Origin of the sequence: Amycolatopsis taiwanensis DSM 45107 (genome assembly GCF_000519205.1) — a bacterium.
GTDB classification, from domain to species: Bacteria; Actinomycetota; Actinomycetes; order Mycobacteriales; family Pseudonocardiaceae; genus Amycolatopsis_E; species Amycolatopsis_E taiwanensis.
On record NZ_JAFB01000014.1, the window covers coordinates 180,996 to 207,652 of the forward strand.

At 68.8% G+C, this 26,657-nt stretch carries 27 protein-coding genes, 1 tRNA gene and 1 pseudogene; 20 read left to right on the plus strand and 9 right to left on the minus strand.

Annotated features, from left to right (window positions below):
• Window positions 1-82: 82 nt before the first annotated feature.
• Complete coding sequence (locus A3CU_RS0113080) at window positions 83-697, plus strand: hypothetical protein (RefSeq protein WP_027942669.1); 615 nt, start codon at window positions 83-85, stop codon at window positions 695-697.
• 260 nt (window positions 698-957) lie between these two features.
• On the opposite strand, the gene A3CU_RS0113085 is transcribed toward A3CU_RS0113080, so the two are convergent.
• A complete protein-coding gene (locus tag A3CU_RS0113085; protein WP_027942670.1) occupies window positions 958-1,458 on the minus strand; it encodes a hypothetical protein in 501 nt (166 codons plus the stop codon).
• 57 nt (window positions 1,459-1,515) lie between these two features.
• A complete protein-coding gene (locus tag A3CU_RS0113090; protein ID WP_245617042.1) occupies window positions 1,516-1,953 on the minus strand; it encodes a MerR family transcriptional regulator in 438 nt (145 codons plus the stop codon).
• Between A3CU_RS0113090 and A3CU_RS0113095 the strand changes: the two genes are divergently transcribed.
• On the plus strand, window positions 1,952-2,647 hold the full coding sequence (locus tag A3CU_RS0113095) for a methyltransferase domain-containing protein (protein WP_027942672.1): 696 nt from the start codon (window positions 1,952-1,954) through the stop codon (window positions 2,645-2,647). The genes A3CU_RS0113090 and A3CU_RS0113095 overlap by 2 nt on opposite strands.
• A 71-nt stretch (window positions 2,648-2,718) precedes the next feature.
• Here the strand turns inward: A3CU_RS0113095 and A3CU_RS0113100 are convergent, their stop codons facing one another.
• A complete protein-coding gene (locus A3CU_RS0113100; protein WP_084143240.1) occupies window positions 2,719-5,316 on the minus strand; it encodes a bifunctional FO biosynthesis protein CofGH in 2,598 nt (865 codons plus the stop codon).
• Window positions 5,317-5,460: 144 nt separating this feature from the next.
• Between A3CU_RS0113100 and A3CU_RS0113105 the strand changes: the two genes are divergently transcribed.
• Window positions 5,461-7,029, plus strand: a complete 1,569-nt coding sequence (locus A3CU_RS0113105) for an IS1634 family transposase (protein WP_027942674.1) — start codon at window positions 5,461-5,463, stop codon at window positions 7,027-7,029.
• A gap of 364 nt (window positions 7,030-7,393) precedes the next feature.
• Window positions 7,394-7,645, plus strand: coding sequence for a WhiB family transcriptional regulator (locus A3CU_RS0113110; protein WP_027942675.1), 252 nt, complete (start codon window positions 7,394-7,396; stop codon window positions 7,643-7,645).
• A 28-nt stretch (window positions 7,646-7,673) separates the two neighbouring features.
• On the opposite strand, the gene A3CU_RS0113115 is transcribed toward A3CU_RS0113110, so the two are convergent.
• Both A3CU_RS0113115 and A3CU_RS0113120 read right to left on the minus strand, forming a co-directional pair.
• Entirely contained in the window at window positions 7,674-8,336 is a 663-nt protein-coding gene (locus A3CU_RS0113115) for a response regulator (RefSeq protein ID WP_027942676.1), read from the minus strand.
• Window positions 8,329-9,444 (minus strand): histidine kinase, encoded by a 1,116-nt coding sequence (locus A3CU_RS0113120; RefSeq protein ID WP_245617043.1) that lies wholly within the window; start codon window positions 9,442-9,444, stop codon window positions 8,329-8,331. Before A3CU_RS0113120 ends, A3CU_RS0113115 begins: the two co-directional genes overlap by 8 nt.
• Before the next feature lie 117 nt (window positions 9,445-9,561).
• Between A3CU_RS0113120 and A3CU_RS0113125 the strand changes: the two are divergent.
• Window positions 9,562-10,203 (plus strand): annotated as a pseudogene (locus A3CU_RS0113125) (ABC transporter ATP-binding protein); the annotation flags it as partial.
• A 74-nt stretch (window positions 10,204-10,277) separates the two neighbouring features.
• Window positions 10,278-11,069 (plus strand): ABC transporter permease, encoded by a 792-nt coding sequence (locus tag A3CU_RS0113130; RefSeq protein ID WP_245617044.1) that lies wholly within the window; start codon window positions 10,278-10,280, stop codon window positions 11,067-11,069.
• Between the two features lie 33 nt (window positions 11,070-11,102).
• On the opposite strand, the gene A3CU_RS0113135 is transcribed toward A3CU_RS0113130, so the two are convergent.
• Both A3CU_RS0113135 and A3CU_RS0113140 read right to left on the minus strand, forming a co-directional pair.
• Complete coding sequence (locus A3CU_RS0113135; RefSeq protein ID WP_027942680.1) at window positions 11,103-11,411, minus strand: AzlD domain-containing protein; 309 nt, start codon at window positions 11,409-11,411, stop codon at window positions 11,103-11,105.
• Window positions 11,408-12,046, minus strand: coding sequence for an AzlC family ABC transporter permease (locus A3CU_RS0113140; RefSeq protein ID WP_027942681.1), 639 nt, complete (start codon window positions 12,044-12,046; stop codon window positions 11,408-11,410). The genes A3CU_RS0113135 and A3CU_RS0113140 overlap by 4 nt, the downstream gene beginning before the upstream one ends.
• A gap of 65 nt (window positions 12,047-12,111) precedes the next feature.
• Here A3CU_RS0113140 and A3CU_RS0113145 point away from each other — a divergent pair, with 65 nt between their 5' ends.
• Window positions 12,112-12,669, plus strand: a complete 558-nt coding sequence (locus tag A3CU_RS0113145) for a helix-turn-helix domain-containing protein (protein ID WP_027942682.1) — start codon at window positions 12,112-12,114, stop codon at window positions 12,667-12,669.
• Window positions 12,670-12,759: 90 nt separating this feature from the next.
• Here the strand turns inward: A3CU_RS0113145 and A3CU_RS0113150 are convergent, their stop codons facing one another.
• Window positions 12,760-13,185 (minus strand): Hsp20/alpha crystallin family protein, encoded by a 426-nt coding sequence (locus A3CU_RS0113150; protein ID WP_027942683.1) that lies wholly within the window; start codon window positions 13,183-13,185, stop codon window positions 12,760-12,762.
• Window positions 13,186-13,345: 160 nt separating this feature from the next.
• Between A3CU_RS0113150 and A3CU_RS0113155 the strand changes: the two genes are divergently transcribed.
• The 9 genes from A3CU_RS0113155 (at window position 13,346) to A3CU_RS44650 (ending at window position 21,978) form a co-directional block, all read left to right on the plus strand.
• The gene (locus tag A3CU_RS0113155; RefSeq protein WP_027942684.1) at window positions 13,346-14,998 is read left to right on the plus strand and encodes an NAD(P)/FAD-dependent oxidoreductase; all 1,653 of its coding nucleotides are present in this window, start codon (window positions 13,346-13,348) and stop codon (window positions 14,996-14,998) included.
• A 144-nt stretch (window positions 14,999-15,142) separates the two neighbouring features.
• Window positions 15,143-16,591: an ATP-binding protein gene (locus tag A3CU_RS0113160; protein ID WP_052371685.1), complete on the plus strand. Its 1,449-nt coding sequence runs from the start codon at window positions 15,143-15,145 to the stop codon at window positions 16,589-16,591.
• Window positions 16,592-16,664: 73 nt separating this feature from the next.
• A complete protein-coding gene (locus tag A3CU_RS0113165; protein WP_027942686.1) occupies window positions 16,665-17,246 on the plus strand; it encodes a helix-turn-helix domain-containing protein in 582 nt (193 codons plus the stop codon).
• A gap of 23 nt (window positions 17,247-17,269) precedes the next feature.
• Entirely contained in the window at window positions 17,270-17,725 is a 456-nt protein-coding gene (locus A3CU_RS0113170) for a GNAT family N-acetyltransferase (protein WP_027942687.1), read from the plus strand.
• A 72-nt stretch (window positions 17,726-17,797) separates the two neighbouring features.
• Window positions 17,798-18,352, plus strand: a complete 555-nt coding sequence (locus A3CU_RS0113175) for a biotin transporter BioY (RefSeq protein ID WP_027942688.1) — start codon at window positions 17,798-17,800, stop codon at window positions 18,350-18,352.
• Window positions 18,353-18,384: 32 nt separating this feature from the next.
• Window positions 18,385-19,599: an AMP-binding protein gene (locus A3CU_RS44645; RefSeq protein WP_245617045.1), complete on the plus strand. Its 1,215-nt coding sequence runs from the start codon at window positions 18,385-18,387 to the stop codon at window positions 19,597-19,599.
• Window positions 19,596-20,696 carry a thiolase family protein gene (locus tag A3CU_RS0113185; RefSeq protein WP_027942689.1) on the plus strand — a complete coding sequence of 367 codons (1,101 nt, stop codon included), beginning with the start codon at window positions 19,596-19,598 and terminating at the stop codon, window positions 20,694-20,696. Before A3CU_RS44645 ends, A3CU_RS0113185 begins: the two co-directional genes overlap by 4 nt.
• Entirely contained in the window at window positions 20,693-21,367 is a 675-nt protein-coding gene (locus tag A3CU_RS0113190) for an energy-coupling factor ABC transporter ATP-binding protein (protein WP_027942690.1), read from the plus strand. Before A3CU_RS0113185 ends, A3CU_RS0113190 begins: the two co-directional genes overlap by 4 nt.
• Window positions 21,364-21,978: an energy-coupling factor transporter transmembrane component T family protein gene (locus tag A3CU_RS44650; RefSeq protein WP_043840998.1), complete on the plus strand. Its 615-nt coding sequence runs from the start codon at window positions 21,364-21,366 to the stop codon at window positions 21,976-21,978. Before A3CU_RS0113190 ends, A3CU_RS44650 begins: the two co-directional genes overlap by 4 nt.
• A gap of 392 nt (window positions 21,979-22,370) precedes the next feature.
• On the opposite strand, the gene kynU is transcribed toward A3CU_RS44650, so the two are convergent.
• Window positions 22,371-23,606, minus strand: coding sequence for a kynureninase (gene kynU, locus A3CU_RS0113200; protein ID WP_027942691.1), 1,236 nt, complete (start codon window positions 23,604-23,606; stop codon window positions 22,371-22,373).
• 142 nt (window positions 23,607-23,748) lie between these two features.
• Here kynU and A3CU_RS0113205 point away from each other — a divergent pair.
• The 4 genes from A3CU_RS0113205 (at window position 23,749) to A3CU_RS0113220 (ending at window position 26,598) form a co-directional block, all read left to right on the plus strand.
• Window positions 23,749-23,824 (plus strand) — tRNA-Lys (locus A3CU_RS0113205).
• A gap of 332 nt (window positions 23,825-24,156) precedes the next feature.
• Complete coding sequence (locus A3CU_RS44655; protein WP_052371686.1) at window positions 24,157-24,525, plus strand: hypothetical protein; 369 nt, start codon at window positions 24,157-24,159, stop codon at window positions 24,523-24,525.
• Window positions 24,526-24,555: 30 nt separating this feature from the next.
• Window positions 24,556-25,281 (plus strand): hypothetical protein, encoded by a 726-nt coding sequence (locus A3CU_RS0113215; protein ID WP_063628821.1) that lies wholly within the window; start codon window positions 24,556-24,558, stop codon window positions 25,279-25,281.
• A gap of 255 nt (window positions 25,282-25,536) precedes the next feature.
• Window positions 25,537-26,598, plus strand: a complete 1,062-nt coding sequence (locus A3CU_RS0113220; RefSeq protein ID WP_027942693.1) for a MerR family transcriptional regulator — start codon at window positions 25,537-25,539, stop codon at window positions 26,596-26,598.
• The last annotated feature ends 59 nt before the right edge of the window (window positions 26,599-26,657 follow it).

The window sequence follows — 26,657 nt, forward strand, 5'->3', positions numbered from 1 at the left end:
GGAAATTCACTGCCTGACAGTGGTTTCAAACGTGATGACAGGCCAAGGCGGAGGTCGCCGCCGGCGGCGTTAGGGTTCCGGTGTGTCGAGAAGCGGGGGCGTCAGCCTGGGAGTGGCGGCTGCGCGCCGTCTGGTTGAACTTGGTTGCTGCGAGATCGCGCCGGGGTTGACCGACGCGGAGTTCGCCCGCATCGAAGGCGAACATGGGTTTGAGTTCGCCGATGATCACCGAGCGTTCCTCGCGGCGGGTTTGCCGATGAACCGCCCTTTCGAACCGGAGCCGGGGGTCATTCACGCCTGGGAGAAGCCGTGGCCGGAGTGGCGTGGCGGTGATCCCGAGGAACTGCGTAAACAGCTCAACTGGCCGGTTGAGAGCATATTGTGGTCGGTTGAGACCAATGGGCATTGGGTTGGTGCCTGGGGTGCGCGGCCGGACACACCTGAGGCAGCGGTGGCGGTGGCTCGGCGTTTGCTGGCGGACGTGCCCAGAATGATTCCGATCTATGCGCATCGGTATCTGCCGGCAGGACGCGGCACGTTCGGACACCCGGTCCTGTCCATATGGGGAACGGACATCATTTACTACGGGACTGACCTGGCCGACTACGTCAATTACGAGTTCGAGGAACCCCGGCCCGAACACCCGGAGGACTGGTCACCGCACGCCACCGTGTCGTTCTGGCGCGACTACCTGTGATCGCACAGTCAAATTGTCAGTGGAAGGGAATGGCGTTCAGCGTTGTGCCTTTGTGCTCGATACTCGGCAGTCGTCGCACCAGGAGCAGTAGATGATCCCGCCGAAGTCGAGGGGCTCGAACGGGCTTCGGGTGCTGTCCAGGAAAGCCATGAACGGCATGGCGTTTCGGCATTCGGGGCATCGTGGATGGTTGTCCGGGCGGTGCCATCGAGGTAATCCGCCAACTTGGTGCATGGTCTCTTCACCCAGGGCGCGAAGACTCACTCCTCGCTGGTTGGGATGTTGTTCGAGAACCAATCGCCGACCAGGTGTGGGCTCTCTCCGGCGTCGGCCACGAAACCCATGAACGCCGGCTGATGACTTGCCCTGCCTTCCCGGTCGGGGAGCCCTCCGGCGAGTTCGACGAGCATCTCCCAGGTAGGCTGATCGAGGTCCTCGCGGAAGGAACGCACGCGGTCCAAGGCGTAGCCGGTCCGGACCAGGGCCAGTTGGTGCAGCGCGTCCAGTTCGCCTGCGCTGCGCCAAACTTCGGTGAGTTCGTCGACGGTGCGATCGGAAGCGCCGGATCTCAGGCCCTGTTGTACGTGTTCATTGCCGATTTGATCCTGGAACGGGCGCAAGCGCTCGGGCGTGTAGACCGCCATTTCGTAGCGCACATTGGACACTGGCGACTTGGGCTCGCCGATGGCCAGGTAGTCGGCGATGAAGCCGTCGAGTAGTTCGTCGGGAAGCCAGGGGACCAGACGTGCCGCCGAGCGCAAGGTACTCAGCCACGTGCCGGTGCTCGGTAGTGAGGAGCCGGACGCCGCTGGGGCGGTCTACACCGGGTCCTGAAAGTCCGCCGGCTTCGTAAGGTGTGCCCGGTAGTTCGGGCAGGTGGTGATGTCCTCGTGTGCGCAGTTCAGGCCGGCTTCGAGGAGGTCGAGTGCCGACTGTAGCGCCGTCATCCTGACCTGCAGCGCGCGGTGGTTGCGGCGCAGTACGTCCTTGCCGGCGGGGGTGTGGATGGAGGTGAGGAACTCCCGGATGTCCGGTAGTGGCAGGCCGGCCTGCTTCGCGACCACGATCGACGCCACCCGGACCAGGTCGTCGCGGGTGTAGCGGCGGCGGTCGCCGGCGACGCGGGCGGGGGAGAGCAGGCCGACCGATTCCCAGTGCCGCAGTACGTGCGTCGGCAGGTTGAAGTGGTCGGCTACCTGGCCGATCGTCATCGGGCTTGACTTCATGTCGACATTAAGTCCGATCATGGCGGGCATGTCCAGTCTGCTTGCTGTCCTTGATGCCGGCGACGCGCAGCCCGCGGCCGTCGAGCTGCGTGCGCGTTCCTACGAGTTGCTCGGCGACCTCACCGGCCGCACCGTGGTCGACGTCGGCTGCGGGGGTGGCCGCGCGGTCGCCGAGCTGGCCGACCGCGGGGCTCGTGCGGTCGGTGTCGACCTCGACCCCGAGATGATCGCCGTGGCCCGGCAACGTTGGCCGGCGGCTGAGTTCCACGTCGGCGAGGCCTGCGAGTTGCCGCTGGAGACCGGGTCGGTTGCCGGTTACCGCGCGGACAAGGTGTTGCACCTCCTCGACGATCCGGCGCGAGCCGTGGCCGAGGCTCGCCGGGTGCTCGCGCCGGGCGGTCGGATTGTGCTGCTCGGCCAGGACTGGGACGCGATCGTCATCGACTCGGACGACCCGGAGACCACTCGCCGGCTGGTTCACGCGAAGGCGGACTCGTTGCCGTCGCCGCGGGTCGCCCGCAGGTACCGCAACCTGCTGCTCGACGCCGGGTTCACCGACCCGGTCGTCGAGGTGCGCACCCTTGTGTTGACCGACGACACCGCGTTTGCCCTGCTGCGCCGGATCACCGATGAGCAAAGCTGGCTCGCCGAACAGGCCGAGCGCGCCCGCACAAACCGGATCTTCGTCGCGGTGCCGATGTTCCTCGTCGCCGCACAGAAATAGCGTCAAGCTCGGGCCGAGGCTAGTTGTGGGGGCGATTTCCCTTCCGTGCCGTGGAAATCGCCCCGGTCGGTTCAGGTCGCCAATGGGAGGGAATGGCGGACGGCGGGCGTGACCCCGTCGTTCGCGCGCGCGGCGGCGACGCGCTCGGCCGGCGGCCGTCCGTAGGTGGTGGTGCGCTGGACCAGCGGGCGGCCCAGCGGCGCGACCAGTTCCTCGAAGCCCGAAATGGTCTTGTAGGAGCCGTTGCTCGCGCCCGCCATGCGGCTGATGGTCTCCTCCATCAGCGTGCCGCCGAGGTCGTTCACGCCACCCCGCAGCACTGCCTGGCAGGTCTCGTCACCGAGCTTCACCCACGAGCACTGGATGTTGTCGATCAGGCCGTGCAGGAGCAGGCGCGACAGTGCGTGCACCGCGCGGTTCTCGCGTACGGTCGGGCCGGGGCGGGCCAGGCCGGCCAGGTAGATCGGCGCGTTCTGGTGGATGAACGGCAGCAGCACGAACTCGGTGAACCCGCGTCGGCCGGTGGTCTCCAGCGCCCGGCGTTGCAGGCCGGCGATCAGCTTGAGATGACCCACCCAGTGCGCTGGGGTGTCGACGTGGCCGTACATCATGGTCGACGTCGTCGGGATGCCGAGCTTATGCGCAGTGGAGATCACCTCGATCCAGCTCGAGGTGGGCAGCTTGCCCTTGGTGAGCACCCAGCGGACGTCGTCGTCGAGGATCTCCGCCGCCGTGCCCGGCAGTGAGTCCACTCCGGACTCTCGCGCCCTGGTCAGCCAGTCGGAGATGGACAGATTCGTGCGCGATGCGCCGTTGACCACTTCCATCGGACTGAAGGAGTGCAGGTGGATGTCCGGGCGGCGCCGCTTGACTTCGGCCGCGAGGTCGAAGTACGCCGTGCCCGGCAGGTCGGGATGAATACCGCCCTGCATGCAGATCTCGGTCGCGCCGGCCGCCCACGCCTCCTCCACCCGGTCGCCGACCTGGGCCAAGGAAAGGGTGTAGGCGTCGGCGTCCGTGCGACGCTGAGCGAAGGCACAGAACCGGCAACCGGTGTAGCAGACGTTGGTGAAGTTGATGTTGCGGGTGACGATGAAGGTCACGTCGTCGCCCACGATGTCCCGGCGCAGGCCGTCCGCCAGCTCCGCCAGCGCTTCGAGTTCGGCGCCGTCCGCGTGCAGCAGCGCCAGAGCGTCCTCATCGGACAGTCCGACCGGGTCCCGTTCGGCGCGGCGCAAGGCTTCCGCGATGTCGGAGTCCATCCGGCGCGGCGCCTGGGCTTTGGGAACCGCCGCGGACAGCTCGTTCCAGTCGCCGTAGACCGAGTCGAAGTCGCCGCGACGGTCGTCCGTGCGGCCCACGGTGTCGACCTCCACGTGCAACCCGGTACGGCCCTGCTCCTGCCAGCCGCCATCGGGTTCCTGCCAGGGCCGCCCCTGCGGCCGCGCGTCTTCGCGGGCGAGACCGGTCTCCGGGTCGGCGAGCGCGGCCACGTGCCCCGCCACCCGCGGATCGAGCCACGGCTCTCCGGCCAGCAGGTACTCCGGGTAGATGGTCAACCGCTCCCGCAACTGGAACCCGGCCGCCGCGGTCTGCCGGGCCAACTCGTCGATCTGTGGCCAGGCGCGTTCGGGATTGACGTGATCGGGGGTGAGCGGCGAAACCCCGCCCCAGTCGTCGATGCCCGCCCGCACCATCAGCCCGTACTGGTCACCGATCAGGTTCGGCGGCGCCTGGATCCGTGCCTTCGGGCCGAGCACCAGACGTGCGACGGCGATCGTGGCCGCGAGCTCGGCCAGGTCGGCGTCCGGGGTGGCGCGCATCTTCGTGTCCGGTTTGGCCCGGAAGTTCTGTACGATGACTTCCTGGATGCCGCCGTAGGCACGGGCCACCTTCCGGATGGCGAACAATGCGTCGGCGCGCTCGGCGAAGTTCTCCCCGATACCGATCAGGATTCCCGTGGTGAACGGCACCGACGTGCGCCCGGCGTCTTCCAGCACCCGCAGTCGCACCGCGGGGTCCTTGTCCGGGGAACCGAAGTGCGGGCCGCCGCGCTCACTGAACAGGCGGGTGGCCGTGGTCTCCAGCATCATGCCCATCGACGGCGCGACCGGCTTGAGCCGCTGGAAGTCCTGCCAGGTCAGCACGCCGGGGTTCAGGTGCGGCAGCAGGCCGGTTTCCTCCAGCACGAGGATCGCCATGGCCCGTACATAGGACAGCGTGTCGTCGTAGCCATGCGCGTCCAGCCAGTCACGGGCGGCCTTCCACCGGTCCTCGGGGCGGTCGCCCAGGGTGAACAGCGCCTCCTTGCAGCCCATGGCCGCGCCTTGCCGCGCGATGTCGAGCACCTCGTCCGGTGACAGGAACGGACTGTCCACTTTGCCCGGAACCGTGGCGAAGGTGCAGTAGCCGCAGCGGTCCCGGCACAGCCTGGTGAGCGGGATGAACACCTTTCGGCTGTAGGTGATCACGCCCGCCCGCCCCGCCGCGGCGAGCCCCGCGTCCCGGACGCGGCTCGCGTGCTCGGACAAGGTCTCCAGATCTTCGTCGCGGGCGTGCAGCAGCACGGCGGCCTCGGCGACGTCAAGGGTCTTGCCGTCGCGGGCGCGGGCCAGCGCACGGCGCATCGCGGACGCCGTCGGAGGTGGCGTGCTAACAGTGGATGCCATGACCCAAACGCTAAGTCCGCGTGGCGATACTTCTCCACACACGGTTGGGTCGATTTCCCGATAACCGGGCGGCGGCGGGTGTTTCCGCTGTTCATGGCCGGGCGCGCGTTGCGTGGAACCGGTGGTGACGGTATTACCTAAAGTATGGCTTCGGTGGTCGGCAAGCGTGTCAACGGACGGACCTACTACTACCTCGTGGAGTCGGCACGGGTGTCCGGCCGGCCACGGATCACCGCCCAGCGCTACCTCGGTTCCGCCGAGGACATCGCCGCGGCCATGGACGCCCGCGGCCCCGTGCCCGAGCACACCACGCATCTGGCCTTCGGTGACGTGGCCGCGGTCTGGGCGACCCTGGAGCGACTCCAGCTCGTGCCCGCGATCGACGAGGCGGCGGGCCTGCGCAGGACGCCGGTGGGCCGCTACTTCGCGCTCGCCGTGCTGCACCGGGCGACCGCGCCCGGTTCCGGCCTTGCCGAGTGGTGGGCCGGCAGCGCCGCCGCGAGGTTCGTGCGGCCCCGGTTGTCCGCTGACGCCGTGCGTGATGAGGAGTTCTGGCGTGTCACCCGTCGGCTCACCCCATCCCAGCTGGAGCGCATCCAGGATGCCGTCGCGGATCGGCTCGGCTGCGCCGACCCGATCGCGCTCGCCGTGGACCTGCCGAACTTCGCCACCTATGCCGAGTCCGACACCGCCGCCGCGGTGCTCTCCGGGATCACCGCGGTCGTGACCCGGGACGGCGCGATCCCGCTGGTCTCGAACGCGTATCGGCGCGGCGAACCGGACGTGGTCCCATTCGGCGTCGCGGTCGACCGGCTTGCCCGTCGACACCGCGGAACGGTCACCCTCGTCTTCGACACCGGCCAGCACGCGCAACTCGATCTGGACGCCGGCCTGCCATTCGTCGGTGCCCTTCCGCCCGCGGACTATCCGGACCTGCTGGCCTGGCCCGCGTCCGCCCGGCGGCCGGTCGACCCGGAGCGCTTTCCCGGACTGACCGCGCTGGACACCCGTGCGTACGTGTCCGGTGCGAACCGGCGGGTCGTTCTCACCCACTCCGCGCGGCTGCACGCGGCGCAGGCCCGTGGCTTCGCCCAGGCCCTCAGCAGCGCGACCCGCCAGCTCGACGGGCTGGCACTCGCGCTGGCGGCGAACCCCAACCGGCGGCCCCGCGAAGAGTTGCTCACCGAGATCTCCCGGATCACCCGCGTGCGCTGGGTGGACCGGGTGCTCACGGCCCGGCTCACCGGCACCAAGCCGGGGGAACTGCGGCTGGAATCGCGGCTGGACGAGGCCGCCCGGGCGCGGCTGGACCAGGAGTTCTTCGGCAAGCAACTCTTGGTCACCGACCGCGACGACTGGCCGGTCGCCGATGTGATCACCGCCTACCGGGCGCGCTACCACCTCGACTCGACGTTCCGAGTGCTCAACGGGTCGTTCGTGGAGGGCCGATGGAACGAGCACCGGATCGCGGTGCATTCCCTGGTGACCGTGCTCACCACCGCTGTCACGCACCTGATGCGGCGGGAAGCGGACCGGGCCGGGCTCGACCTGTCCGTCCGGGAACTGCTCGACCAACTGTCCGGGATCGGCGAAACGGTGCTCCGGTATTCCTCCACCGGCGGCCGTCCCCGCACGCGACGGATCCTGACCCGGCGGGACGCCACACAACAGCGTCTGTTCGACCTGTTCGGGTTGGCCGCCTATGCGCCGTGAGTGTTTTCTGCCTCACCAGCGCGGGTCTTGAAAACGCTTGACTCGTCGGTGGACGGCCTGAGCGAAGACACCCCTGTTCCAAAGTGGACTCGACTCTCAGCTGGCTGACCAGCGAAAACGGGTGGTGTATGTCATAGGGTTCCGCTTGCCGGCCGACGGTAGGCTGCTGGTGAGTTGGGTCTTACCGGTTTTTGCCGTCGGACTGCCCGGAAAAAAAGCGGTTGGGGTCGAGGCTGACTGGGTAGGACCATGTGGGCGGGAACAACGGCCCGGTGGGAAAGCGTTGAAACAATCCGGGACCCCCAACGAGCTTTCCCGTAGCGGTGAAGCTGTGCCCCGAACGCGCCGGAAGGAGGCGGCATAAGTGAAGCGAGTGATCGTTGATTGGCGGCATCGTGCCGCCTGCCGGGAAGAGGACCCGGAGTTGTTCTTTCCCGTGTCCGAGCTGGGCCCGGGAGCGCGGCAGGTCGCGCAGGCGAAGTCCGTGTGCGCGCGCTGCCCGGTGCGCGCCGAGTGCCTGGAGTACGCCCTGGAAAACGGGCTGGATCATGGGATCTTCGGTGGGCTGACCGAAGAGGAACGCCGCCAGGTGCGCAGCCGCCAGAACGTGGCCTAGTTCGAACGGGGCACGGGGGTTTCGGGCTTCAGCGCGCAGCGGAGACCAGCCCGCTTTCGTAGGCGGTGATCACCAGCTGTGCTCGATCCCGGGCGTGGAGCTTGGCCAGGAGATGACCGATGTGGGTCTTCACCGTTGCCAGACTCAAGTTCAGTTCGGTGGCGATTTCGTTGTTCGACAGGCCGGTGGCGATGAGCGTGAGCACTTCACGCTCTCGCCCGGTCACGCCTTCGAGTGTGGGGGCCGTGGCACGGACCGGAGCCCTGGCGAACTGCTCGATGAGCCGCCGCGTGACGCTCGGCGCGAGTAGCGCCTCTCCGCCGGCCACGACGCGGATGGCGGAGAGCAGGTCCGCGGGCTTGGCGTCCTTGAGCAGAAATCCGCTCGCCCCCGCCCGTAACGCCGTATACACGTAGGAATCAAGATCGAACGTGGTCAGGATGAGTACCCGCACCGGCCCCTTTTCGCGCCCGCCGCAGATCAGCCGGGTCGCCTCTAGCCCGTCCATCTCGGGCATCCGGATGTCCATCAACACCACGTCCGGCCGCTCCCGCCGCGCCAGCCGGACCGCCTCGACGCCGGTGCCGGCCTCACCGACCACGGACAGCCCCGGCGTGGAGTCCACCAGCATGCGGAAACTTCCGCGCAGCAGCGCCTGATCGTCCGCGATCAGCACGCGCACCTCACTCATAGGGCAGCACCGCGGTCACCGCGAATCCGCCCTCCGGGCGTGGTCCGGCACGGAAAGCGCCGTCGTAGAGCGAAACCCGCTCACGAATCCCGATCAACCCGTGGCCGGGGTTCCCACCGGTCACGCTGGGGCCGTCGTTGGTGACCTCGACCCGTACCACGCCCTCACCCACCCCCACCCCGACCCGGCATTTCGCCGGGCCCGTGTGCTTGACCACATTCGTCAGCGCCTCCTGCACGATCCGGTAGACCGACACCTCGACCCCTTCCGGCAGGGTCTCGGCAGACACCTCCAGCGCAACGTCGACGCCGGCCATCCGCGCCCGCTCGGCCAACTCGCCGAGCCCGGCCAGCCCCGGTGCCGGAGCCAGCTCGCCGGCATCCCCGTTCGACCGCAGCACACCGAGAATCTGCCGCATCTCGGTCAACGCCTCCCGTGCCGTGTGTTCGATGACACCGAGTGCCGTCTTGGCCTGTGCCGGGTCCTCGTCGGCGAGGTGATGCGCCACCGATGCCTTCACGGTGACCAGGCTGAGACTGTGCGCGACGACATCGTGTAACTCTCGCGCGATCCGGAGTCGTTCGCCGGTCACCGCCTCGCGCGTCCGCTGTTCCGCGGAGAGCGCGAGGTAGTGGCGGCGCTCGTTGGCCGCGCGGCCGATCAGCCAGGCGGAGCAGAGCACCGTCCAGCCGAGCCCGACGGCACCCAGGATGCCCGTCGACGGCGTCGCCAGGTTCACCGCCAGCGTGAACGCGAGCGTGATCAACAGTGCGGGCAACGACAGCCGGCGCGACTCGCCGAGTGCCAACGTGTACACCGGCAGGGCCAGCGCGAAATAGGTGACCCAGGCGCCGCCGCCGAGCGCGCACAGGACCGATATCGCCAGAGCCGCGGCGAACGCCTGCCGCGGCCAGACCCGCCGGAGGGCCACCGGCACGCCGATCGCGAACGCGGCGAACCAGGTCAGCCACGCGGGCAAGTGACCGGGCTCCCACGCGCCGGCGGCGAGGTTGGCCACCCCGACCAGGACCAGCACCGCGGCGACCAGGCAGTCGAGCGCGATCAGGTGGTGCCGGCGAAGCTTCGCGGCCAGTGGTGGTCGATGCACCCCTCGCACGTTAATCGCCGAACCGCTCGCCGCCCTCAGACCACGGTCTGATTTCACGTCGAATGTCCAGACCCTGCTCCGATGCGACGGGGGCCGGACCGCGGGACCGTGAACGGCATGATCGAAGTGCGGCAACTGACCAAACGATACGGCGCCACGCCGGCGGTGGACGGGCTCACGTTCACCGTGCGGCCAGGCTCTGTCACCGGCTTTCTCGGCCCGAACGGCGCGGGCAAGTCCACGACCATGCGGGCCGTCCTTGGCCTCGACAAGCCGACCTCGGGCGAGGCGCGGGTGAACGGCCGCTCGTTCGCCAACAGCACCTGGCCCTTGCACGAGGTCGGCGCCCTGCTCGACGCGAACGCGGTGCACGGCGGGCGCACCGCGTTCGACCACCTGTACTGCCTGGCTCGCAGCAACCGGATCGGGCGCCGGCGCGTGACCGCCGTGCTCGACCAGGTCGGCCTCGCCGAAGTCGCCCGCAAGCGGGTCGGCACCTTCTCGCTCGGCATGAAGCAACGGCTGGGCATCGCGGCCGCCCTGCTCGGCGACCCCGGGGTCCTGCTGTTCGACGAACCGGTGAACGGCCTCGACCCGGACGGCATCCGCTGGATCCGCGGCGCCCTTCGCGGACTGGCCGCCGAAGGTCGCACGGTCCTGGTGTCGAGCCACCTGATGAGCGAGATGGCGCTGACCGCCGACCAGGTGCTCATCGTCGGGCGGGGCAGGCTCCTCGCGGAGACCTCGATCGCCGAACTGACCGCACAGGGTGAGTCGCTGGAGGACGCCTATTTCGCGCTCACCGGTTCCGATGTCGAGTACCGGGCGGCGCGATGAGCGAGCAGTCACGACAGACCCTGCCCGACGTGATCGCCGCGGAATGGGTGAAGGTTCGTTCCATCCGCTCGAGCTACTGGCTGCTGGCCGCGGTGCTGCTCATCTTTCTGGGCGGCTGCCTGGTTTCATCGCTGATGACCGCGGACTGGGACCGTTCGTCGCCCGCGGACCAGGCCGCGTTCGGCAGCGCCGACCCCTCGGTCGTCGTCCTGCCGTTCGCCCAGTTCTGCCTGGCCGCGCTGGGCGGGCTCGCGATCACCTCGGAATACGGAACGGGCATGATCCGCAGCTCCCTGGTGGCCGTGCCGAGGCGATGGCTCATGCTCGCCGGAAAGGTGACCGTGGTCGGGCTGGTGACCTTGCTGGCCGGTCAGGCGCTGGCGTTCCTGCTGTTGCTCGCCGTGGCACTGATCATCGGTGATCGGCCGGTCCCGATCGCCCCGTGGCCCTCGCTGGCGGACGGGATACCGTCGGCCTTCAGTTCGGGGCTCGTCCTCATGGTGATCGCTCTGGTGGGCCTGGGCGTCGGCGCGATCATCCGGTCCGTCGCGGGCATGCTGGTGACCATGGCCGGGTTGCTCTTCGTCCTGCCGGTCGTGGTGAACTTCCTGCCTTCGCCATGGGGGGAACGGGTTTCCGCGGTGATGTTGCCCAGCCTTGGCGCCCAACTTTCCGGGACCGCGTCCCATCCCTTGCTGTCGCCGGCCGGAGCGGCGGCGGTGCTCGTCGGTTATCTGGTCGCCGCGCTCGGGACGGCCTCGATAGTGCTGGCGAGGCGCGATGCCTAGCTCTGCCGTATGCGGCGCGCTCGGGGGTGTCGGCTAGGTGATTCCGGCGACACGCAGTAGGGCGGTGGTGGCGGCGGCCGCCACCACGACCAGCGCGAAGGGGGCCTTTCGCCAGGCGAGGAGCCCGCCGACCAGAACGCCCGCCGGCCTTGCCCAACCGGCGAAGCCGTGAGCCTGGGTCAGTGCCGAGGTGACCAGCAGGGCGACGAGCAGCACACCCGCTCCGGCCGTGAGGAGGCGGCGGATGCGGGCGGGAAGCTCGAAGCGGCGGTGCAGCATTGGGCCGACCAACCGGAAGCCGTAGGTCCCGGCGGCCAGGACGATGATCGCGGCGAGCATCATGCGATCACCAGGGCGACCAGTGCCGCCAGGACCGGCAGGCCCGCGGGCAGGAACGGCGTGGTGGCCAGCGCAATGGCCCCGCCGAGCAGCGCGGCGCGCCGGGTTCCCCGATCTCGCAGCGCGGGCAGGACCAGGGCCAGCAGCACTGCCGGGTACGCGGCGTCGAGGCCGAGCGCGTCGGTGTTCCCGATCGCTCGCCCGACCAGCGTTCCCGCCAGGACACAGAGGTTCCACACCACGAACAGGCTGAGACCGGAGGCCCAGAACGCGGTGCGGCGGCGGGCGGGGTCGGATTGGGCGAGGGTGAAGGCGACCGACTCGTCGACGATCAGGTGCGCGCCGGCGAACCGAAGTTTGCCGAGCACGTCCGCGACGGCGAAGCCGAAGGGCACGTGCCGTGCGTTGAGCAGCAGCCCGGTCGCGGCCGCGGCGATCGGCGTGCCACCGCCGAGCAGTACCCCGACCGCGCTGAACTGCGCGCCGCCCGCGAACACCAGCAGCGACATCAGCACCGGTACCCAGATCGGCAGCCCGCCGGCGACCGTGAGCGCGCCGAACGACAGGCCGACGATGCCGTCGGCCAGGCATACCAGGGAGACGTCCCGAGCCAGCGTTGTTCGGAATGGCGAACGCATGTTCTTTAGAATGAACAGAGACCCTAGTGTTCGTCAAGGCGAACGTTTGTACTTCTGGAGCGAACATGACCGATGCTCGATCTCCGCTGGACCGCATCGCGGTATCCCTGCGCCGAGAGCGGACACGTGCCGGGCTCTCCCTCTCCGAGCTGGCCAAGCGTGCGGGGATCGCGAAATCCACGCTGTCCCAACTGGAATCGGCCACCGGTAATCCCAGCGTGGAGACCCTGTGGGCGCTCGGGGTGGCGCTCGGCGTGCCGTTCAGCGTGCTGGTCGACCCACCCCGGCCCGCCGTTCAGGTGGTCCGGGCCGGGGAGGGGGCGGGGGTGCCCTCGGAACGGGCGAACTACGTCGCGACCGTGCTCTCCGCCAGCCCGCCCAACGTGCGGAGGGACATCTACTTTCTTCAGGTGGAGCCAGGGCCCGCGCGCGAGTCCGATCCGCACATGCCGGGGACCGTCGAGCACATAGTGGTCGGCACGGGACGCGTGCTGGCCGGGCCCGAAGACGAGGCCGTGGAACTGGGCCCCGGCGACTACCTCGTCTACCCGGGCGATGTGCCTCATATCTGCCAGGCGCTCGAACCCGGCACGACCTGCGTAATGGTCATGCAGCACATCTGAGGTCGCTTCGCGCACCGGCCCAGCCCGGCCGCTGGCCAGCGGACGCGCAGGGCGGCAGGTGCCGGCTGGTACCTGCCGCCCCAAGGTGGGTTACGAAATGGCGATCCGGCGCGGCTTGGCGGACTCGCTCTTGGGCACGCGGACGGTCAGCACCCCGTCGGACAGCGACGCGTCGACCTTCTCGCCGTCGACGCCGCGCGGGAGCGTGACGCGGTAGGCGAACTGGCCGGTGCGGCGGGTGCGGCGGTGCAGCACGCCCTTGCGCTCCCGCTCCCTGATCTCGCCGGTGATGGCGAGCTGGGTGCCGGTCAGGTCGATGGTGACGTCGTTCCGGCCGACTCCCGGCAGGTCGAGTTCGATGACGTAGGAGTCATCGGTTTCCGAGACGTCGGCCAGCGGCGACCAGGTCGCCGCGTTGGTCCACCGGTTGAGCTGGTCGAAGAGGGCGTCGAAATCACGGAACGGGTCCCAGCGAAACAGCTGGGCGTTGGATGAGCGCACGGCGGGCAGTGCCATGGCTGCACACCTCCTATGGAGAAATCTCGAAGTTGGACCCTTCGCCGTGTACTACGAACTTGAGCCTGGTTTTGTTCCCAAAGTTGAGTCAGCCACACTCAAGCGTGTGCATGGCCTCGGTACCCGGGATTCTAACGTCCTCTGGACGTAGGGTTCACTTGTGAGCCTGCCGATTCTGCTGACCGTTGACGACGATCCCGCCGTCTCGCGGTCGGTCGCCCGTGACCTTCGCCGCCGCTACGGCCAGGAGTACCGCGTCGTGCGTGCCGGCTCCGGCGCGGATGCCCTCGACGCGCTGCGTGAGATCAAGCTGCGGGGCGAGGCCGTCGCGGCGATCCTCGCCGACTACCGGATGCCGCAGATGGACGGCATCGAGTTCCTGGAACAGGCCATGGACCTCTTCCCCGACGCGCGCCGCGCGCTGCTGACCGCCTATGCCGACACCGACGCCGCCATCCAGGCGATCAACGTGGTGGACGTCGACCACTACCTGCTCAAACCGTGGGACCCGCCGGACGAGAAGCTCTACCCGGTCATCGACCAGCTGGTCGAGGCGTGGCGCACCGCGCCACGGAGCGCGGTCGAGCAGACCAAGGTGATCGGGCATCGCTGGTCCGCGCCGTCCTACCGGGTCCGCGACTTCCTGGCCCGCAACTCCGTGCCCTACCGCTGGTATTCGGTCGACGAGCCGGAAGCCGGCCGGCTGCTGGACGCCGCGGACGCCACCAGTGACGAGATCCCCGTGCTCATCACGCCCGAGGGCGCGGTGCTCCGGAAGCCGGACGGCGCGGAGATCGCCGACGCGGTCGGCCTGTCCACGCGCCCCGCGGAGTCCTTCTACGACGTGATCGTCGTCGGCGGTGGGCCGGCCGGCCTGGGTGCCGCCGTCTATGCCGCCTCCGAGGGCCTGCGCACGGTGCTCGTCGAGCGGAAGGCGACCGGCGGTCAGGCCGGCCAGAGCTCGCGGATCGAGAACTATCTCGGCTTCCCCGACGGGGTTTCCGGCGCGCAGCTGACCGACCGGGCCCGGCGCCAGGCGCAGAAGTTCGGCGCCGAGGTGCTCACCACCCGCGACGTCGTCGGGCTCGAGGTGCGCGGTTCGGCGCGGGTCGTGAAGTTCGGCGACGGGACCGAACTCGCCGCGCATGCCGTCGTGCTCGCCACCGGCGTGTCGTACCGCGCGCTGGAGGCCGACGGCGTGCCCGAGCTGACCGGCCGCGGCATCTACTACGGTTCCGCCTCCACCGAGGCGGCGGCGTGCGATGGTGAGCACGTCTACATCGTCGGCGGGGCCAACTCGGCCGGGCAGGCAGCGGTGTTCTTTTCCCGGCACGCCAAGGACGTCACACTCCTGGTGCGCGGTCCCGATCTGCAAAGTTCGATGTCGCACTACCTCATCGAGCAGCTTGACGCGATCGAGAACGTGCACGTGCGCACGCACACCACGGTCGTCCGCGCGCACGGTAAGGATCATCTCGAAGCGCTGACCCTGTGCGAAAAGGGCGTGACCGAGACGGTGTTGGCCGGGCACCTGTTCGTGTTCATCGGCGCGGCCCCGCGCACCGACTGGCTCGGCGACAGCATCGTGCGCGACGACCACGGATTCGTCCGCACCGGCGTGGATCTGCTGGTGGACGGGGGACGTCCGCCCGGCTGGCCGCTCGACCGCGACCCGCTGCACCTGGAGGCGTCCGTGCCCGGGGTGTTCGTGGCCGGCGACGTGCGTTCGCAGTCGGTGAAACGCGTCGCCTCCGCGGTAGGGGAAGGAGCCATGGCCGTGACGCTCGTGCACCGTTACTTGGAGGTCCAATGAGTGACAATGGCGGAGCCCCACTCGTTGGGACCGACCGGGTGCGGGTGTCCCGCAAGGCACTGGAGGTCCAATGAGTGACAATGGCGGAGCCCCACTCGTTGGGACCGACCGGGTGCGGGTGTCCCGCAAGGCACTGGAGGTCCAATGAGTGACAACGGGGCGAACAACAACATCGAGCCCGAGCTTTCGCGCGGGTTCCTGCGCGGCCTCTTCCTGTTCGAAAGTCTCGACGACGACCAGCTCGACTGGATCCTGGCGCATGCCAAGGTGGAGCACTACCCGGCGGGCACCACGGTGATCACCGAGGGCGAACCGGCGACCTGCTTCTACGTGCTGCTCTCCGGCGCATTGCGGATGACCCAGACGGTCAGCGGCGCCGAGGTGGAGACGACGCGCAGCGACCAGCGGGGCGCCTACTGCGGCGCGACGCGGTTCTTCTACGGCCAGAACCAGGAACGGTACACGGCGTCGGTGCACACCCTCAGCGACCTGACCTTCCTGACCCTGCCCGCGGCGGAGTTCGCGGACCGGTTCCGCACCTGGTTCCCGATGGCCACGCACCTGCTCGAAGGCCAGTTCCTGGGATTTCGCAACGCTGACGCGCTGATCGGCTCGCGCCGTCGCCTGCTCGCGCTCGGCGAGCTTTCCGCCGGGCTCACGCACGAGCTGAACAATCCGGCCGCCGCGGCGGTGCGGGCGACCGCCGGGCTGCGCGAGCGGGTCGGCGGGATGCGGCAGAAACTGGCCGTGCTCGCCAAGAAGGAGATCGAGCCGGACCTGCTGGTGCAGCTGCTCAACATCCAGGACCACATGGTCAGCAGCGTCCGGAAGGCGCCGGCGCTGACCGCGATGCAGCAGTCCGATCGCGAGGACGAGGTCACCGACTGGCTCGAAGACCACGACATCCCACAGGGCTGGGACCTGGCGCCGATCTTCGTCTCCGCGGGCCTGACCGTCGACGACCTGGAAGACGTGTTGGGCCGGGTGGGCGACGAGTTCATCGACGGCGCGGTGCGCTGGATCGCCTACGCGCTCGAGACCGAGATGCTGATGCAGGAGATCGAGGACTCCACCAACCGGATCACCGCGCTGGTGAGCGCGGCCAAGCAGTATTCGCAGATGGACCGGGCGCCGCACCAGTGGATCGACGTGCATGACGGCCTCGACTCCACGCTGGTCATGCTCGCCAGCAAGATCGGCTCGGAGATCAGCGTCGTGCGTGACTTCGACCGATCGTTGCCGGCCGTGCCGGCTTATGCGGGCGAACTGAACCAGGTGTGGACGAACCTCATCGACAACGCGGTCGGCGCGATGAACGGCAGGGGCACGCTGACCGTGCGAACCGCACCGGGAGACGGCCATGTCATGGTCGAGATCGGCGACACCGGGCCGGGTATCCCGGCCGAGAACCGGCAACGGATCTTCGAACCGTTCTTCACCACCAAACCGGTGGGTGAGGGCACTGGGCTCGGACTGGACATCTCGTGGCGGATCGTGGTCGACCGGCACGGCGGCGACCTGCGGGTCGAGTCCGAACCGGGGAACACGCGGTTCCAGGTCCTGCTCCCGCTGACCGAGCAGCCTCAGACCTGACCGGCGCCCCGGTCCGCTGCTGACAACGACGTGTTGACGACCATTTTCCCTGATATGGGATATCCTCTCGGATATGAGTCAGACCTCGAATCTGGACGTCGTTGAGCTCGAGACGCGCCTGGCTGCCCGGCTGGCGAAGTTGCGGGCCGAGCACGGGTGGTCGCTGGACGAACTGGCACAGCACTCCGGTGTCAGCCGTTCGACGTTGTCGCGGTTGGAGCGCAGAGAGATCAGCCCGACGACGGCGGTGTTGAGCCGGCTGTGCGCGGCGTACCGCCGGACGATGTCACAACTGCTGGCGGAGGTGGAGCCCGAGCCGCCGCAGTTGGTCACGGCTGACCAGCAGGCGGTGTGGCGGGACGAGTCGGCCGGGTTCCTTCGGCGGTCGGTGTCCCCACCGCATCCGGGGATGCGCGGCGAACTGGTCGAGGCCGTTCTCCAGCCCGGTGCCGACCTGTCCTATGACGAACCGCCGATTCCAGGACTGGAACATCACATCTGGGTCCTGGCCGGTGTGCTGGAGGTGACCATCGACGGTCGCCGGCGAGAGGTTCGGCCGGGGGACTGTCTGCGGTACCGGTTGTGGGGTCCCGCCCGGTTTCGCTGTCACGGGGACGAGCCGGTCCGCTACCTGCTGATGACGGTGCTCCCGTGAATGACCGGACAGAGGTTCACCGAATGGAGATCGTGCGAGACGATCTGTCCGGTGGGGCGATCATCGAGTTGCTTCGCAGCCATGTCGAGGAGATGCGGGCGATCACGCCGCCGGAAAGCGTGCACGCGCTCGATCTCGACGAACTCCGTAAGCCGGAGGTCACGTTCTGGTCGGTCCTGGATGGCGGCGTGCCGGTTGGCTGTGGTGCGATCAAGATGCTCGACGCCGAGCACGCCGAACTGAAGTCGATGCGTACCGCGCCGGCGCGCAAACGGACCGGCGTCGGGTCCCTTCTGCTGGCGCACATCATTACCGAGGCCAGGGCCATGGGTATTGTCCGGTTGAGCCTGGAAACCGGCGCCGCCGATTTCTTCGCGCCGGCTCGGAAACTGTACGGGAAGTTCGGCTTCGCGCCTTGTGAACCCTTCGCCGACTATCGCCCGGACCCGCACAGTGTGTTCATGACAAAAATGATCTGACTCCGCCTGCTTAGCCGTCGGATGTGAGCGATGGCACTGTGAACAGCCAGAACCGCGGGTTACCGTTCCGACGTGCCTTCACGCCCTGGCCTGCCTGCCGCCGACATCGCCCGAACCGTCGTCTTCGCGGCGTTCATCGCGGTGCTCGGCCTCTTCCCCGGCATCTACATCGGCGGCTCCGGGGTGCCGATCGTGGTGCAGAACGTCGGGCCGCTGCTCGCTGGCGGGATCCTCGGCGCGCGGCGGGGTACCGCGGCCGTCGTGCTGTTCCTGGCGTTGACGGCGATCGGTTTGCCGTTGCTGTCCGGCGGTCGCGGCGGGGTCGGCGCCTTCCTCGGCCCGAGTGGCGGGTTCCTGTTCGGCTGGATCGTCTCCGCCCTGGTCGTCGGCCTGCTCGTGGCGCGGGTGGAGCGGCCGCGGCTGGTCCTGCTGTTGCCGGCCTGCCTCGCCGGACTGCTCGCCGACTACGCCGTCGGCGTCCCGTGGCTCGCCGCCTACAACGGTGACCTGCGGGCGGCGGCCGTACAGTCGCTGGTGTTCGTACCGGGTGATCTGGCGAAGGTGGTCATCGCTTCGCTGATCGTCGTCGTGGTGCGACGCGGAATGACGGTGAACCGGGCGAGGTGAGGCCCGGGCGGAGAGGAAGGGCAAGACTCGAGGTGATCGCCGACGGCACGATGTTGGCGCGGGCTCATGGTGCCGCCCGTGAACTCGCCGCGCGAGGGGTGGTCGAGGGGGCACGGGTCGCCATCGACTCGGCCGACGCCCCGGATGTGCTCGCCTGGTTTCTGGGCGCCGACCTGCTCGGTGCGGCGACGTTGGTGATCGAACCCTCATGGACCCCGCGTGAGCGCGAGGCGGTGCTCGCCGACGCGCGCCCGGACGTCGTGGTGTCCGGCAGCCCCCGGCCCACTGCGGAGAGCGTGCCACGAGCCGGCGACGAGGACACCGACTTCTACCTGCCCACCACGTCCGGCAGCAGCGGCCGGCCGAAGGTGCTGACCCGCACGCGCGGCTCGTGGTCGCGCAGTTTCGCCGCCCTCGGGCGCTTCCCGCATGCCGGCCCAGTGTTGGTGCCCGGACCGCTCAGCTCGTCGCTGTTCCTGTTCGGCGCGCTGCACGCGCTGTGGGCCGGACAGGAGCCGAGGCTGCGGCCCCGGTTCGAGCCCGAGACGGCCTGCGCGGAGGTGACCGCCGCGCACCTGGTTCCCGCGATGCTGGCGCGGCTGCTCGCCGTGCTGGAACGCCGGCCCGACCTGAGAGAGAGCTGCGTGCTGCGGACCGTCGTGTGCGGCGGCGCACACGTCGGCGAGGAACTGCGTGCGCAGTGCTCGCGCTTGCTCCCGCGCACCGAACTGATCGAGTACTACGGCTCCGCCGAGCATTCGCTGATCGCCATCCGCCGTGGCGAGGGTGGCTTGCGTACGGTGCCGGGCGTCGAGATCGACGTCCGCGAAGGCGCGCTGTGGGTCCGTTCACCGTTGAGCTTCCGCGGTTACCTCCGGCGAGGCGCGCTCGACCCCGCACCCGAATGGTCCACTGTGGACGACTTGGTCCGGGTGGACGACACGGGTGCACTGGAAGTACTCGGGCGGGCCGGCGCCATGGTGTCCTGCGGCGGCAAGCTGGTCGCCGCCGAGGAGGTCGAGTCGGTGCTGCGCCGGGTTCAGGGGGTGGTGGACGTGCTGGTCACCGGCACGCCGCATCCGACCCTCGGCTCGGTCGTGACGGCCATCGTGGAGGGTTCCCCCGAACTGCGTGACCTCCGGGCGGCGGCGCGCTCCGGCCTCGAACCGGGCAAACGGCCGCGGCGCTGGGTCATGACGGACGCCCTGCCCCGTACCGCGTCGGGCAAGCTGCGCAGGTCGCTGTGAACCGGACACCGGTCGTCGTCGCGGCGCGGCGCACACCCATCGGCAACGCGGGTGGAGCACTGCGTCGGTACACAGTGGACGAACTGGCTGCGCCGGTGCTGCGCGCCGTGCTGGACGGCGCCGGATTGGACACAGTGGACGATGTAGTGCTGGGAAACGTGTTCGGACCCGGGGGAAATCCGGCTCGCGTGGCGGCGCTGCGCGCTGGACTGGGGGAGTCCGTGCCTGGGGTGACCGTCGACCGGCAGTGCGCGAGCGGGCTGGCCGCGATCGTCATGGCGGCCACGATGATCCGCGCGGGCGAGGGTGAGGCGTACCTGGCCGGCGGCGTGGAAAGCGCTTCCACCGCGCCCTACCGTGCTTGGCGTACCGAGCCGCCGGCCTGGTACACGCGGGCGCCGTTCGCGCCGAAGGACATCGGCGACCCGGAGATGGGCGAGGCCGCCGATCTCGTCGCGGCCGAAGCGGGCATTTCCCGGGAACGCCAGGACTCCTTCGCCGCGCGCAGCCACGCCAGGGCCGTGGAAGCCCAGCGCCAGGGCCGGTTCGACGCCGAACTCGTGCCGCTGGCCGGCACCGATCACGACGAGCGGCCACGCAAGAACTTCACCGCGGCCCGCCTGGCTCGGTTCCCGCCGGCCTTCACCCCGGACGGCACCACCACCGCGGCGAACTCGTGCGGAATCAACGACGGCGCGGCGGTCGTGCTGGTGGTCAGCGAGGACGTCCGGCGCACGCTCGGGCTGCCGGGACTGCGGCTCGTGGCCTCGGCGACCTCGGCGCTCGACCCGAACCGCTTGGGGCTGGGGGCGGTCCCCGCGATGCGGAAAGTCCTCGACCGCACACCCGACGTGGTCGAATTCAATGAGGCATTTGCGGGTCAGACGCTGGCGTGCCTGGACGCGGTGGGCATCGACGAGCACGTCGTGAGCCCCGATGGCGGCGCCATTGCGCTCGGGCACCCGTGGGGCGCCTCCGGCGCGGTGCTGGTGGTGCGATTGTTCAGCTCGCTCGTGGGCACCGGTGGCTGCGGGCTGGCCGCGCTGTCCGCGGCCGGCGGCGTGGGTGTGGCGACACTGTGGGAGGCGGTCGCGTGATCGAGTTCGAGCAGGTGGGGCACCACTACGGCGATCGGACGGTACTGTCCGATGTGGACCTCTCGCTGCCGCAGCGGCGGGTCGCGTTCGTCGGTGCCAACGGTTCCGGCAAGTCCACCCTCGCCAGGACGATCAACGGCCTGGTGCTCCCCACCGCCGGACGGGTACTTGTGGACGGGCGCGATCCGAGCCGCAACGGCCGCGAGGTCCGGCAGCGGGTCGGTTTCCTGTTCACCAATCCCGACAGCCAGATCGTGATGCCCACCGCCGGTGAGGACGTCGCGTTTTCCTTGCGCCGCACCGGTCTCAACGCGAAGGAGCGCGCCCGGCGCGCCGCCGAGGTGCTCGCCGAGCATGGGCTCGACGGCTACGCCGACCATCCCGCGCACCAACTGTCCGGCGGGCAGAAGCAACTGCTGGCGCTGTGCTCGATGCTGGTGCTGGAGCCCGACGTGCTGGTCTGCGACGAGCCGACGACCCTGCTGGACCTGCGCAACACGCGCCGGTTCGTCGAGCTGCTCGGGCGGCTGCCGCAGCAGGTCGTGCTCGTCACGCACGATCTGGACCTGCTCGGCGGCTTCGACCGGGTGATCGTGCTCGACCGGGGGCGGGTGGTCGCCGACGACGAGCCCGAGCCCGCCATCCGGTTCTATCGGAAGCTCGCCGAATGAACCCGCTGGGCTGGTACGAGCCTGGATCGAGCCTCCTGCACCGGCTGCCGGCGGGCGGGAAGTTCGTCGCCCTGCTCGTCCTCGCGGCCGTGGTGTTCGTGCTGCACTCGCCGTGGTGGCTCGGCGGGATCTGCCTCGCCGTGCTGCTCGGCTACGCGCTGGCGCGCATTCCGCCGCGGCGATGCCGGCAGCTGGCGCGGTCGCTGGGGCTGCTGGTGGTGCTCGTGCTCGCCGTGCAGTGGTGGCTGCTCGGGCCCGGCGAGGCGGTGCTGACCTGCCTGCGGATAGTGGCCGCGCTGGCCGCGGCGAACCTGTTCACCCTCACCACCCGCGTCGACGACGTGGTGTCCACTGTGGAGCGGGTCACCCGCTCGGCGCGGCTCGGGCTGTTGGTGGGGCTGACCATCCGGGCCATCACCGCGCTCACCGCCATCGCCGTCGAGGTGCGCGAGGCGGCCAAGGCGCGCGGCATGCAGCGGTCGCCGGTGGCGTTCGTGGTGCCGTTCCTGGTGCGCACCCTGCGCCACGCCGACGAGCTTGGCGAGGCCCTCGCCGCCCGCGGTTTCGGCGACCCCGACCCGGACTCCCCACCCCGGGACTCGGACGCCTGAACCCGGAACTCGGACGCCTGAACCCCGATTTCGGGCTCCTGAATCTGGTTCTCGGGCTCCTGAACCCGGTTCTCGGGCTCCTGAACCCGGAACTCGGGGAACCCGGTTCTCGGACGCCTGAATCCGGATTTCGGGCTCCTGAACCCGGTTCTCGGGCTCCTGAATCCGGAACTCGGGTGCTTGAACCCGGAACTCGGGCGCCTGAGCCGGGGACACACCGGAGCCCGGCGTGTCCCCGGTTGGGGCGGGTGAGTTCCGGACTCAGGCGGTCGAGTTCCCGGCTCAGGTGGGGTGAGTTCCGGGTTGGGCGGGTGAGTTCCGGATTCAGGCGGGTGAGTTCCGGCGTGAGGAATCCGAGTTCTGGGTTGGGCGGGCGAGTGGGTCGGGCGGCCTTAGGTGACCCGGCCCCGCTCGGCGGGGAAGCGCAGGTGGTCACCCTGCTCCAGGATGGTTCGCAGCCGTTCCATGGCGTCGAAGACGTCGGTGAAGCGGGTGTAGAGCGGCGCGGGCGCGACCCGGAGGACATCGGGGGTGCGGAAGTCGCAGATCACTCCGGCCTCGACGAGCGCCTGGCTCAGCTGCCACGTTTCCGGCCCGCGCAGGCTCACATGGCCGCCACGCCGCTCCTGGTCACGGGGCGAGGCGACGGAGATGCCATACGGAGCCAGCCAGCGGTCGGCAAGCTCGATGATCAGCTCGCACTGCCGGACGCTCTTCCGCCGGATCCCATCGATTCCCGCGTCGGCGCAGATCTCCAGCGCGGGCTGGACGGCGGCCAGGGACAGGATCGGCGGCGTACCGACCAGGAACCGCTCGATACCGTCCACCGGGTCGTAGTCGGGGCCCATCGCAAACTGGTCCTGCTGCCCGAACCAGCCCCAGATCGGCTGACGCAAGGCGGACTGGAGGTCTCGCCGGACGTAGAGGAAGGCGGGCGCACCCGGTCCGGCGTTGAGGTGCTTGTACGTGCAGCCGACGGCGAGTTCCGCGCCCGACGCGGCGAGTTGGACGTCGACGGCACCGGCGGCGTGACTGAGATCCCACAGCACCCTCGCTCCGGCCTCTCGCGCCATGGTGTTCACTCGAGCCATGTCGTGCAGCTCCGCCGTGCGGTAGTTCACCAGGGAGAGCACCACGAGCGCGACATCGTCACCGAGCGCGCCCGGCAGTTCGGACGGGTCGACGCTCCGTGCAGTCAGCCCGCGTTCGGCGACGAGTCCTTGCACCACATAGCGGTCGGTCGGGAAGTCGGTGGCGTCGTACAGGATGGTGCGCCGTCGGGAGTCACTCGCCGCCAGCGCGGCCGAGGCGAGCTTGTACAGGTTGACCGTCGTCGAGTCGGAGAGCACGACCTCCCCTTCGGCCGCCCCCAACAGCCTCGTACCCAGCAGGTCGCCGAGCCGGCCGGCCAGATCGACCCAGGACGACCAGGAACGCACGAGCCCGGCGCCCCACTCTTCCGTGACGACCTTGGCCAGGAAATCCGGTGTCGCCGCCGGCAGCCTGCCGAGTGAATTACCGTCGAGATACAGCAGCTTCTCGTCGGCGATGGCGAACCGGCCACGGAAGGGCGCCAGCGGGTCGTTCGCATCCCAGGCCGCGACGGATTCGCGGGTCAGGTTCGGCATGCCCTCACCCTATGTGGGGACCCGGACAGCGTCACTCCGCTACCTGCGCGAACCATGGTCGGGGACCCGCCTGCTAACAGTCTCGAGGACGCGTGCTAGTCTTTGCTTCGTCGCTCAGGGAGACCTGAAGCGGCCAGATCCGGCGCCATTAGCTCAACTGGCAGAGCAGCTGACTCTTAATCAGCGGGTTCGGGGTTCGAGTCCCTGATGGCGCACCACCACCCCAGGTCGGAAGACCTGGGGTTTTTTCGATCATGGTGCCGTTACGGCCTTCTCCGCCTTGGCCTTGATCAGCGGCGTGTATCACGTCTTCCCAGCGCGTCCGCGTTGGTTTGGTTCGCCACCGGATGCTGGTAGTAGCGACTCTCACGACATTGGTTCCGAAGCGTCCGGTTTGTTGAGAGTGAACTGGGGCAGGGGTGCTGGCCTTTCTGATCACCATGCGGTGTCGTTGAGCTGTCAAAACCTGTCGCCGACCGGAGTTGGCAGTTGCGAGACTGGCCGGGTGCGATGGATCAATTCGAGGGCGTGGCCGGAACCCTTTCGTGCCATGGCCTGGGACGAGGTAGCCGGAAGGGCGCGCGACTTCGAGGGTTGTCCGGGCATCCATGCCCTCGTGGATGTGATCGACAGTGTCCGCGATTGCAAGGCCCGGGAGCGGCTCGCGGGTGTCTGGACGTTGAACGGGCTTGTGGTGACGCCCTTGCCGATTCCGGACAAGCCGCCGATCCAGCACGTGATCGTGTCCCCCGGCTGGGGGCGAACCGGTGACGCGGTGCTGATCGAGCACCGTGCGATCAGCGGCCACGACGACCGCATCCTCCGTCCTTCCACCGAGGCTGTGCCCCTGTTCTGGCGATTCGTGATCGAGAAGTTCGGCATCGCTCCAGTTCGGCCGGATCGTTTGCTGGTCACGTGATCTTCACGATGCCACCGGCAGGATGGACGGATGTCCGATGCTGGGGTTGATGACTCGACGGTTGCGCCGTTGTGCGGGCGTCTGAGGGAGAACTGGTGGCGTCTGGCGTTGATCGCGGCGACGCTGGTGATGGCCGCTTTCGCCTGGTACGAGCCACTTGTCGCAGTGTTCACCGTCATCCCGGTGCTGACCTGGTGCTGTGGCCTGGCACGTTCGGACCGGACCGGGTTGGTCGTCGGCGCGATCCTGCTGGCGTTGGCGGCATGGATCCTGCTGCCGCGTGACCTGGGGTTGTCCGGACAGTGGGTGCCGTCGGTCTTCGATGGCTGCCTGTTCCTGCCGATCCTCACCGCGGTCATCTGTCTGGTCGGCATACGGGGTGAGCGGTCACGTGGCTTGCCCGCCATAGGGTTCTGCGCGTTCGCTGTCGCAGGGCTGGCCCTGGGCGGTTACACCGCGGTCTGGTATTCGGAAGGTGACACCGGTAACGAAGGAGTGTGGCCCGGCCCGTCGGGGCTGCGGGTCGTCGAGGGCGAGAGGGAGGGCGGCTCCGGCGGCTTTTCACGGCAGTTGGACGCGACCGGAGACCGCGCCCCGGAGCGGATGCGCGATTACCTCTCCTCTCGGGGCTTCAGTTCCCAGGGGAACGACAGTCCCTCCATATGCCGGGTCAACGGGGTCGTGCTGACTTACAAAGTGTGCGCGGTGGTGGAGGACATCTCGCCGACGATGGTGCGGGTGTCCTGGTGGATCTGATCGAACGCTACGCCAAGCCCACGTTCGCGGACGACGCCGTGGCGCAGGCAGCGCAGTCGGATTGATTCAGCGATCTGGATCGGGCTCCGGGCCGGACCTCCATGATTTCAGTGGGTTCTCACTGACTGTCTATTGTGGTCGGTCTTGTCGCCCTACGGGCAAAGGCGGGTATTCAACCGTCTTGACTTTGACCTTTGGGGAAGCCCCAGTCTAGGTCGTGCCGGTCACCGTGACCGGCACGAGGAGGATGTCGACGTGGGGTTGTTGACCATCGGGGCGTTCGCTCAGGCTGCCGGGCTGACACCAAAGGCACTGCGCCTGTACGACGAGCTGGGACTGTTGCCGCCGGCTGCGATCGATCCCGATTCCGGATATCGGCTCTACGACCCGGACCAGTTGGGACAGGCCCGGCTGATTGCTCAACTACGCCGCATCGGCATGCCGTTGGCCGAAATCGCCACCGTGTGCCATTCGGAGCCTGTCGTGGCGGCGGAGCTGATCAGCTCCTACTGGCGGAAGGTCACGGCCGAAACAGCGGCTCGCGGGCGACTGGCCACCTTCCTCGTCGACCAAATGTCCGGAAAGGGATCCACCATGTTGGAGACGATTGATTTTCGCTACGCCGTCGGCTGCGACGCCGGGACGGTGCGCGAAACCAACGAGGACGCCGTGTACGCCAGTAGCCGACTTCTGGCCGTCGCCGATGGTATGCGAGGACCGGGCGGTGCCGAGGCCAGCGCAGCCACCATCGATGCCCTCAAACCGTTGGAACTGGCCGACCTGCCGGCTGCCGAACTGCTTACGGTGCTCCGAGATGCCGTCGCCGAGGCCGATCGCCGCGTGCGCAGGGCAGCGACCGATGACCACCGGCCGATCAGCACGTTGACCGCGATACTGCGTTCCGGTGCGCAACTGGCCTTGGTGCACATCGGTGACACGCGGGCATATCTGCTCCGTGGCGGCGAATTGTTCCAGCTGACTCAAGACCACACCTACGTGCAGTCCCTTGTCGGCCAGGGCAAGCTCAGCTGTGACGAGGCTGCCTCACACAAGCAGCGCACCCTGTTGGTGCGGGCTCTCGGCGCGGGCGGCCCCCAGATCGAGGCGGATCTGGCACTGCGGACCGCCCTGGCCGGCGACCGCTATCTGTTGTGCTCCGACGGACTGTCCGCCGTCGTCAATCGCGCGGCACTGTACTCAACCCTCAATACGGCAGCGGATCCCGAGCACACCGTGCAGCAGTTGATCGAACTCGCGTACGCCCACGGAGGGCCCGACAATATTGCCTGCGTGGTCGCCGACGTGGTGGCGGTGTAGATCCGTGGATCGTGTCGCAGTCGCAGTCGTAGACGACGCTGGCCGATCCGGTCAAGCAC